Genomic DNA, 7,827 nt, shown 5'->3' with positions numbered 1-7,827 from the left:
CGCGTCGTGAACGCGATAGAGGATCGCATAGCGGTTGGCGCCGTTGAGTGTCTCGAAGAACGCTCTGGCCTGCGGGTCGGCGGCGAGCGCGGCGGCCAGGTCATCGGGGACGGTCGCGCTCTTCTGGCCCGCGTAGGCCGCCGCCCACCGGCCGTCCGCCTTCGCCGCGTCGACCTGCGCCTGCCCGGTCGGCCGCATGCGACCGGACTTGATCAGCGCCTCGGCCTTGTCCCGGTTGGTCTGCGACCATTTGCTCCGCGGTCCGCGTGGGGTGAAGCGCTGCAACCAGTACGTCTCGTCATATCCCCGCTTCTGCCCGTCGATCCAGCCGTGGCAGAGGGCGACCTCGAGCGCCTCCGGGTAGCTGACCGTCTCCGCCGCGCCCACCTTCCCGATCTTGAGCCAGAAGCCGCGGTGGTCGGAGTGGTGCTCGGCGAACCATGCCTCGCAGTCGGAGACAGTGGCGAACGAGATCACCGGCTGGCCGGCCAGCTCCTCCGGCGTCTCATCGTCGGACATACGGCCATCCTGTCATCGCCCACCGACAGGAAGGCCGGCTCCACGGCTGGCAGGTAGCCATGGACCTGCATCACATCGCCGCGCCCGGACCACGGCCTTCGCGGCGCCCGCCGCCCTCCATAGAATGGCCGGGACGGTTCAGTCGAGAGGATCGCGCCATGGACCCCGAGCGTTCGCTGGATGAAGCCACCCGAACGGCGTTGAACGACAGTCAGATCATCGATCTGACGACGACGGGCCGGCGGACCCGTCGACCGCGGCGCATCGAGATCTTCCTGCACAACGACCACGGCCAGCTGTTCATCACCGGAATGCCCCGGGCTGACCGTAAGCGCGACTGGATCTACAACATCGAGGCCGACCCCCACGTCATCGTTCACATGAAGCAGTCGGTCGTCGTGGACGTGCCCGCGACGGCCCGAGTCGTCACCGACCCCGACGAACGCCGGCCCCTCATCGAGGCGGCCGCCCGGCGATGGGGTCGCACCGACGTGCCGGACATGCTCCGGCACAGCCCGCTCATCGTGCTCACCGTCGACGGCTCGGTGGACCATCAGCTCGGCTTGTAGCGGCCCGCCGCCGCCCGGACGAAGGCGAGCCACACCACCGCCTGCCGGGCGTGCGGACCTGGGCGCCCGCCCTTCCGGGCAGCTGATCGGTTGGGGCGCCCTAGTCGAAGAGACGCAACAGCAGGGGTCGGTTCTTCGGTGTCCAGATCAGCTCGCGGAACTGGTCGACGGGGCCGACCGGCCATCTCTGCGCAATGCTCACGACCGCTGGGTCCTGGATCACAGGGAGGAGCAGGTCGGGGATGTCGGCCCAGGCGACCTTGAAGGGTCGGTCCCACAGCTGCACGACCTTGGTCGTCACGGGAGCGGTCAGGCCGAGCGCGTCGTGCATCTCGGCCAGCCGCTGGTACGCCGTCATCAGCGCCGCTTCGCGGTCCTGCCAGGCCTGCGCGCGCCCGACGTCCCACAGGACGGGCGTCAGCTCCGAGCCACACGCAAGGCGGGAGAAGGCCGTTCCGAACCATTTCGAGTACGGCGCGTACTGCCGTTCCATCAGGAAGGCGAGCCGCATGAGATCCGAGACAAGACGCGACCCGATCACCGAGGAGCCCAGCTCGTCGCCCGCGGCCCCTGCTCTGCCGACAAGGTTCATAGCTCGAACAGCGCCCTCATCGAAGGGAATTCCGACCATCTCGTACTCCGAGCGGGACCACCCGGCCCCGATGCCGAGCTCCATCCGGCCACCGGACAAGCGGTCGATCTCTGCGGCCTCGCGAGCCAGCAGCACGGGGTGCCGGAAGTCGTTGGCGTAGACGTAGGAGCCAACCCGCAACGTTGACGTCACGGCTGCTGCCGCCGCAAGTCTCGGAGTGCACACGGTGGAGTTGTGAAAGTGGTCAGCGACCTGCAGCACATCGAACCCGAGGCCTCCACGCGTCGCGCGTAAGAGGTCCAGGCGGTCTTCGAGTCCTCGGTTCCGCCCGTTGTCACCAGGCCGAACCGAAAGGGCCGCGACGTCTCCTCGAGGGTCATGCCTGAGAGTATTCCGCGCCCGCAGCCTCCCTAGCCGTCGTCTGCGGCGCGCCGTGCTGCAGCAGTCCGGCCGAGCCAACGCGTGCGTCATCCGGCCGCGATCCGGCTGGCGCTCACAGCTTTCCGACGTGATGTCGTGCCTGTTCCACGACAGCGTCCACGTCAAGGCCGTAGGCCCAGCGTCCGCTCGCCGCAAATGCGGCCAACCGCTCCGCTGCGCGGTCGAAGAGTCGATCCGCTCCAACCTGGTTTCCGCGGGCCGCGTGAGTCATGGCGACGCAGACCTGCGCAAGCCCCTGCCACAGGTCCCGCTCCTCGATCGGTCCAGCCTTCCAACGCGCCTCCAGCACCTCGTGGGCGGAGAACGGACGTCCTGCCCCCACGAGTTCTCGAGCGGCCGCAAGGGCCTCTTCGGGGGGCAGGGGCTCCTCCGACACCGGCTCGACACCCTCGGTCCCGTAGGGCAGCGGTCGACCCAGGGCGTCGCGAGGCCGTGCCTGGCGAGCCCGGCCTTCGGTATCCCGGTCACGATCAGGTCCCGTCATGTGACCAGTCTCCCAAGAGGCGGCACCAGACGCCGCCGTCTTCCGCCACGAGTCAGGAGACCGACGGGGGCCAGCGATGCCTGCGCCACTCGTCCCATGTTGCGAATCCGGCCGGCGGGTCGTCAATGGGTTCGGTGCCGTCGAGCTCACCTGACGTCGGGATGTCGATGCTGGCAGCCCATGTGGCGAGTTCGTCGTCGCTCATGGGCCAGGTGGTGTGTGGCGCTTCGGCCTGGCGCTGGTCACGTCGTCGCCGCTGCTCGTCCGGGGTGAGCTCGAAGTAGAGCATCTCCACCATCGCGCCGAGGTCTGCGGCCGCCTGCCGCAGAGCGGAACGCTCGTCGCGACCCCAGAGGCCGAAGTCGATGACGACGTCGTTGCCGAGCTCGAGGGCGCGCAGCCCGACCTCGATGAGGCGTCCTTCGATCACGTCCTGGGCCGATGGCGGGTTCTCGTGCAGGTAGAGGGCCTTCACCCATTCGTCCTTCGTGAGACGAAGGGCCCCGTGCTCGATCTCGATGCGCCGCGCGGCAGTGGTCTTCCCCGTGCTGGGGAGTCCGACAGTCAGGTACAGACGTGGTGGTCTCATCACCACCCCTGTCCCAGCTGACGCCTCGTCATGGCCGAGGACCCTACCGGGAGCCGGATCGGCGATCGCCCGTAGGCGCGCGACGGCGGGCACGGACCCTCCGAAACGGAACGCCCGATCGTGCGCGCCGATACTCTGGCCCGAGGTCGACCCCTACATGGAGTGGTCATGAGTCTTCGAGGCAGCCTGCGGCGGATGATCCGGCACGAGTCCGAGGAGAGCGGGCCTGATGCCGAGGCGGCCCTGGACGTGGCCCGGTACAAGTACCTCCTCCGCGTCGCGTCGCCCCGGGTGTTCGACGTGGTTCACGCCGAGGTGTTTGCACAGCTTCCGGTCGACACGCGTGACGCGGTCTATCGCCGCCTGTGTCGCGACCTGTCGGAGGAGCACCGACCGACGAGTCCCGACCCAACGGAGCTCGCCCGCGCTGCGGGCTGGGCACAGGACGATGACCCCGCGTACCTGCTGCGAATGTTCCGGCGACCCGGCGACCAGTCCGACGACAAGCCGCACTCGGGCAGCCACATGCAGGGCGCGGACACCACTCTGTATGCCGCGTCCGTGCTCAGCGCCGCTGCGCGAACGGCGGCCGCGTCCCCCGCAGCAGCCGAGACGCTCCTCGGTTTCGACACCTCGCTGGAGGCGGCGCAGGTGAACCCGAACTTCTCTGTCCGTCGATCGGACGGAGGTGTGGACCGCACGCCACCGCCACCTGCGGGCTGGGCGCCCTAGATGGCCGGGGCTCTGGCCTGCACCCGGGACTCATCTCCGACTAGCCTCGACCGCGACGCGTGTTCGTCCAGCACCGACTGCCCAGCGCCATCACCGACCGAGGAGCGCGGATGTCACTCGCACGGATCCACAACTTCTCCATCTCCCTCGACGGCTTCGCCACGGGCGAGCCGCAGTCGCTGGAGGCGCCCTTCGGCCACGCCGGCCAGCGGCTCCACCAGTGGATGATGCGCACCCGGTACTGGGACGCGAGCGGGACCGATGGGGTCGACAATGCCTTCGCCGAGCGCCACGGTCCCGGCATCGGTGCTGAGATCATGGGCTCCAACAAGTTCGGCCCGCCCGGATGGCACGACAACCCGGACTGGAAGGGCTGGTGGGGCCCGAATCCCCCGTTCCACACTCCGGTCTTCGTCCTCACCCACCGCGCGCACCCCTCGATCGAGATGGAGGGCGGCAACGTGTTCCACTTCCTCGAGGCGACCCCGGCCGAGGCGCTCGAGACCGCTCGAGCAGCAGCCGACGGCCAGGACGTGAGGATCGGCGGCGGCGCCACTGTCGTCCGCGACTTCCTCGCCGCCGGCCTCATCGACCACATGCACCTCGTCCAGGTCCCGATCGTGCTCGGTCGCGGCGTACGCCTCTGGGACGGTCTCGAGGGCGTCGAGGACGCCTTCGACGTCGAGGCCGTCTCGTCCCCCACCGGGGTCACCCACCTGACCTTCACGCGCAAGGCCCCGTAGACGTCGTCACCCACGACAGGCCCGCTCGACACACGAGCGGCCTGTCGTGTCCTCTGCAGGTCCGCGGCGAGCCATGACCTGCGCGCCCACGCCCGCCGCGAGCGGCAGTACGCATGGAGTGTCGTAGCGCGCACAGACAGCGGGGTGGGCAGACGGCCATCGTCGAGGTGAAGACCCCGACGACACGGAACCGACGCCCCGAAGGAGGCTCCGATGAACACATCGAGCGAGCACACCGGCGACAAGGCGGACGTCCCGCGGGCTCGTGCTCGGGCAACGGCGACAGCCGCCCTCAGCGTGCTGGTCCTGCTGGCCGGCTGCACGTCTGGCGGCGCGTCGCCGTCGCCGGGCGCACCGACCACGTCAGGTCGGACCTCGGGCCGGGCCACGCTCGAGGCCGAGCAGGACCTCGTCGTCGACGGCCACCACTTCAAGGCCCAGTGCACGGGCCACGGGCCATCGGTGCTGCTCGTGATCGGCTACGGCGGCACCATGGACGACTGGGGAGACGTGCCCACCCGTCTCGGCGCGACGGCACGCACGTGCAGCTACGACCGCCTCGGGGTCGGGCGGAGCGACTCCCCGCCGGCGATCCAGACGTTCGAGGACATCGCGGCCGACCTCGACGGCGTCATCACGGCACTACGCCTCCCCCGCCCCGTCGTGCTCGTCGGGCACTCGTTGGGTGGGCCGATCGCCGTCACGTGGGCGGCGCACCACCACACGGACGCCCGGGCACTCGTGCTGCTCGACCCCAGTCCGCCCGGATTCGAGACGGCCATCCCCTCGCTGATGCCGCCTCCGGATCCCGGCGATCCCGAGCTGGCCTCGGTGCTCGCCGCCAACCGCCGCTTCAACGACCCGGCGACCAACCGCGAGAGTCTCGACCCGAGGTCGTGGACGACCTACGACCGGATCGACCGCCTCGACGTGCCGCTCTGGGACGTCGTCGGCGATCAGCGGCCGCAGCTCCCCGCTGCCGTCGATGCCGACAAGTTCGCAGCAGCCTGGACGGTGGGGCAGCGTCGTCTGGCGAGCCTGGCCAGTGGCAGCCACGTCGTCACGGCGACCGGAGCCGACGACGTCGTCTGGCGGTCGCATCCCGACCTGGTCGTCTCCACGGTGACCGACGCGCTGACTCCCTGACCCGCCGCCCAAGCAACACGTCCGTGCCTGCGGCACCTGGAGATTCGGGTCGTCGTCAGCGACTCTCGACGTACCACGTCTCCTGGATGGAGCGGCGCATCGCCAGCCTCTGCCGGGTCTGGGCGACGATGCCGAGCAGGGCCAGGACCACCAGGGTCAGGTACCAGCCCCAGCTGGCCTGGACCGCCTGCGTGAAGTTGCCCTGGGTGAAGTCGGCGGAGTCCATGGCCCCCACCAGCAGCATCAGACCGGCGACCACACTGACCGCTCCGGCGATGGAGCTGACGACCGCAAGCACGATCATCGGCAGGTTCCCCATGACCGAGACGAGACCGAGCACCGCGCCGATCACGATGCCGACGAGGACGGCGACCCAGTTCCAGTCGATACCCAGGGCGACGACGACTCCCGAACCGATCGCAAAACCGAACGCGGCCATGGCGAGAATGACCGCCACCGCGAAGTAGAGATACGCGAGCACCGCGAAGATCAGGGCGCACACGATTCCCGCCACCCAGCCGAGCACGGTACCGAGGAAACGCTCGTCGGCAAGTTCGGCGAAAAGCCCCGCCCCGAAGGCGAATCCGGCGAAGAAACCCCAGATGGGGAGGACGAACCGCAGCACCAGCTGTCCGGCGACGAGCATGAAACCGCCGGCAAGGATGGCGAAGAGGCCCAGCACGATGTCAGCCATGACTCAATGTAGGACCCGCGGCCCTCGCTCCGTACGCGAACACGCCGCACCGGGCCCGCCGAGATCTCGGCGCTGACGGGCGGGCGGTCAGAGACCACCCCTTCGAGGCTGCACCCACGCTGTCGGGCGCCTCTCGAATTGCCGGTGCGTGCCACGTCACCGCACTGCTAGCGTTCCGATGACCGTGAGCTACCGGCAGGAGGTGAGACCCATGTACGCAGTATCCGCACTGGGTGCTCCCCCGCGGTCCGCGATGACGCGAGTGAGGTAGTCGCGACTGGGAGCGCCCAAAAGGCAACTTGTGAAAGGCGATTCCCATGAACACCACACCGACCACCAGCCCGCACGCCGAGGGCACGCCGCTGGCGACCACCGCGAGAGGGCGAGCCCTGGTGCTCGCCGGAGGCGGCGCCGCAGGCAACGCGTGGGAGCTCGGCATCGTCGCCGGCCTCCTGGAGGCCGGGGTCGACCTCACCGAGGCCGACCTCATGATCGGCACGTCGGCAGGGTCGACGGTGGCCGCGCAGATCACCAGCGTGACGTCGCCGACCGAGCTGTATGCCGCCATCCTGGCCGAGGTGCCCCGTCCACCGGCCGGGGGCGCTGGGTCGCCCAGAGGTCGCGCTCCCGGCGTCTCGGGACCGGACTACCTGGCGTGGTCGAACGCCATCATCGACGCATCCACGGACGCGTCCGACATGCGCCGGAGGATGGGGGCCGCGGCCCTCGAGCGAGATGCATCCGACGACTCCGGCCAGACGGCGCGCTGGCGTGACGTCGTCGCGTCCCGGCTCCCCAGCCGGCACTGGCCGCAACAGGCAGTGCTGATCCCGGCCGTCGACGCGTACACCGGGGAGCCCGTCGTCTTCGACCGTCACAGCGGTGTGGAACTGGTCGACGCCGTCGCCGCGAGCACGTCGGCGATGACGCCCTACCGCATCGGCGAGAACCGGTACCTCAACGGCGGCTACCGACGCAGCGAGAACGCCGATCTCGCGGCTGGATGCCGGCGGGTGCTCGTGCTGTCACCCTTCGGCGGTAGGTCGCGGATGCCGCTCGAGTGGCGCATGGACCTCGCGAGCCAGGTCGCCGACCTGCGCGCCGGCGGCAGCAGCGTGGAGACGGTGTTCCCGGACGCCGGCTCGGGTGCCGTCTTCGACGCCAACGCGCTGGACCCGTCGACGCGCCTGCCGGCCGCGCGCGACGGTCACGAGCAGGGCCGAGCCCTCGCCGAGCGGCTGGCCGAGTTCTGGCGCTGACTCCGACAGCGTCCAGGACCCTGCTCGTCGCGATGGCGTCGAAGAATGTCAGGTGCGGG

General features: G+C 69.7%; 10 protein-coding genes. 5 read left to right on the top strand and 5 right to left on the bottom strand.

What is annotated here, in order from left to right; all coding sequences use genetic code 11:
* Positions 1-519 (bottom strand): YdeI family protein (locus ASG96_RS05755; RefSeq protein ID WP_057587227.1); only part of this gene is annotated, 519 nt, incomplete at its 3' end.
* Between the two features lie 158 nt (positions 520-677).
* Here ASG96_RS05755 and ASG96_RS23580 point away from each other — a divergent pair.
* Positions 678-1,088, top strand: coding sequence for a nitroreductase family deazaflavin-dependent oxidoreductase (locus tag ASG96_RS23580; RefSeq protein WP_057587225.1), 411 nt, complete (start codon positions 678-680; stop codon positions 1,086-1,088).
* A gap of 100 nt (positions 1,089-1,188) precedes the next feature.
* On the opposite strand, the gene ASG96_RS23140 is transcribed toward ASG96_RS23580, so the two are convergent.
* The 3 genes from ASG96_RS23140 to ASG96_RS05735 are packed head-to-tail and all read right to left on the bottom strand — an operon-like array spanning position 1,189 to position 3,194.
* Positions 1,189-2,151, bottom strand: coding sequence for an LLM class flavin-dependent oxidoreductase (locus ASG96_RS23140; RefSeq protein ID WP_082591649.1), 963 nt, complete (start codon positions 2,149-2,151; stop codon positions 1,189-1,191).
* A 22-nt stretch (positions 2,152-2,173) separates the two neighbouring features.
* Entirely contained in the window at positions 2,174-2,605 is a 432-nt protein-coding gene (locus ASG96_RS05740) for a DUF309 domain-containing protein (RefSeq protein ID WP_056755571.1), read from the bottom strand.
* 52 nt (positions 2,606-2,657) lie between these two features.
* Positions 2,658-3,194 carry an ATP-binding protein gene (locus ASG96_RS05735; protein ID WP_056756391.1) on the bottom strand — a complete coding sequence of 179 codons (537 nt, stop codon included), beginning with the start codon at positions 3,192-3,194 and terminating at the stop codon, positions 2,658-2,660.
* Positions 3,195-3,362: 168 nt separating this feature from the next.
* Between ASG96_RS05735 and ASG96_RS05730 the strand changes: the two genes are divergently transcribed.
* The 3 genes from ASG96_RS05730 (at position 3,363) to ASG96_RS05720 (ending at position 5,815) form a co-directional block, all read left to right on the top strand.
* Complete coding sequence (locus tag ASG96_RS05730; RefSeq protein WP_157610673.1) at positions 3,363-3,926, top strand: hypothetical protein; 564 nt, start codon at positions 3,363-3,365, stop codon at positions 3,924-3,926.
* 110 nt (positions 3,927-4,036) lie between these two features.
* Positions 4,037-4,669: a dihydrofolate reductase family protein gene (locus tag ASG96_RS05725; RefSeq protein WP_056756388.1), complete on the top strand. Its 633-nt coding sequence runs from the start codon at positions 4,037-4,039 to the stop codon at positions 4,667-4,669.
* A 213-nt stretch (positions 4,670-4,882) separates the two neighbouring features.
* On the top strand, positions 4,883-5,815 hold the full coding sequence (locus ASG96_RS05720; protein ID WP_057587221.1) for an alpha/beta fold hydrolase: 933 nt from the start codon (positions 4,883-4,885) through the stop codon (positions 5,813-5,815).
* Positions 5,816-5,870: 55 nt separating this feature from the next.
* Here ASG96_RS05720 and ASG96_RS05715 read toward each other — a convergent pair whose 3' ends face one another.
* Positions 5,871-6,509: a hypothetical protein gene (locus tag ASG96_RS05715; RefSeq protein ID WP_056755563.1), complete on the bottom strand. Its 639-nt coding sequence runs from the start codon at positions 6,507-6,509 to the stop codon at positions 5,871-5,873.
* Positions 6,510-6,826: 317 nt separating this feature from the next.
* On the opposite strand from ASG96_RS05715, the gene ASG96_RS05710 reads away from it, so the two are divergent.
* On the top strand, positions 6,827-7,768 hold the full coding sequence (locus ASG96_RS05710; RefSeq protein WP_057587219.1) for a patatin-like phospholipase family protein: 942 nt from the start codon (positions 6,827-6,829) through the stop codon (positions 7,766-7,768).
* Positions 7,769-7,827: the final 59 nt, after the last annotated feature.

The organism is Terrabacter sp. Soil810 (assembly GCF_001429645.1).
Lineage (GTDB): Bacteria > Actinomycetota > Actinomycetes > Actinomycetales > Dermatophilaceae > Terrabacter.
This window is presented reverse-complemented; position numbering and strand designations above follow the sequence as displayed.

Excerpts from the sequence above, each read along its gene's own strand:
- ASG96_RS05715 (WP_056755563.1), bottom strand. The coding sequence starts at position 6,509 with ATGGCTGACATCGTGCTGGGCCTCTTCGCCATCCTTGCCGGCGGTTTC.
- ASG96_RS05725 (WP_056756388.1), top strand. The coding sequence starts at position 4,037 with ATGTCACTCGCACGGATCCACAACTTCTCCATCTCCCTCGACGGCTTC.
- ASG96_RS23140 (WP_082591649.1), bottom strand. The coding sequence starts at position 2,151 with ATGACGCACGCGTTGGCTCGGCCGGACTGCTGCAGCACGGCGCGCCGC.
- ASG96_RS05735 (WP_056756391.1), bottom strand. The coding sequence starts at position 3,194 with ATGAGACCACCACGTCTGTACCTGACTGTCGGACTCCCCAGCACGGGG.
- ASG96_RS23580 (WP_057587225.1), top strand. The coding sequence starts at position 678 with ATGGACCCCGAGCGTTCGCTGGATGAAGCCACCCGAACGGCGTTGAAC.
- ASG96_RS05710 (WP_057587219.1), top strand. The coding sequence starts at position 6,827 with ATGAACACCACACCGACCACCAGCCCGCACGCCGAGGGCACGCCGCTG.
- ASG96_RS05740 (WP_056755571.1), bottom strand. The coding sequence starts at position 2,605 with ATGACGGGACCTGATCGTGACCGGGATACCGAAGGCCGGGCTCGCCAG.
- ASG96_RS05720 (WP_057587221.1), top strand. The coding sequence starts at position 4,883 with ATGAACACATCGAGCGAGCACACCGGCGACAAGGCGGACGTCCCGCGG.
- ASG96_RS05730 (WP_157610673.1), top strand. The coding sequence starts at position 3,363 with ATGAGTCTTCGAGGCAGCCTGCGGCGGATGATCCGGCACGAGTCCGAG.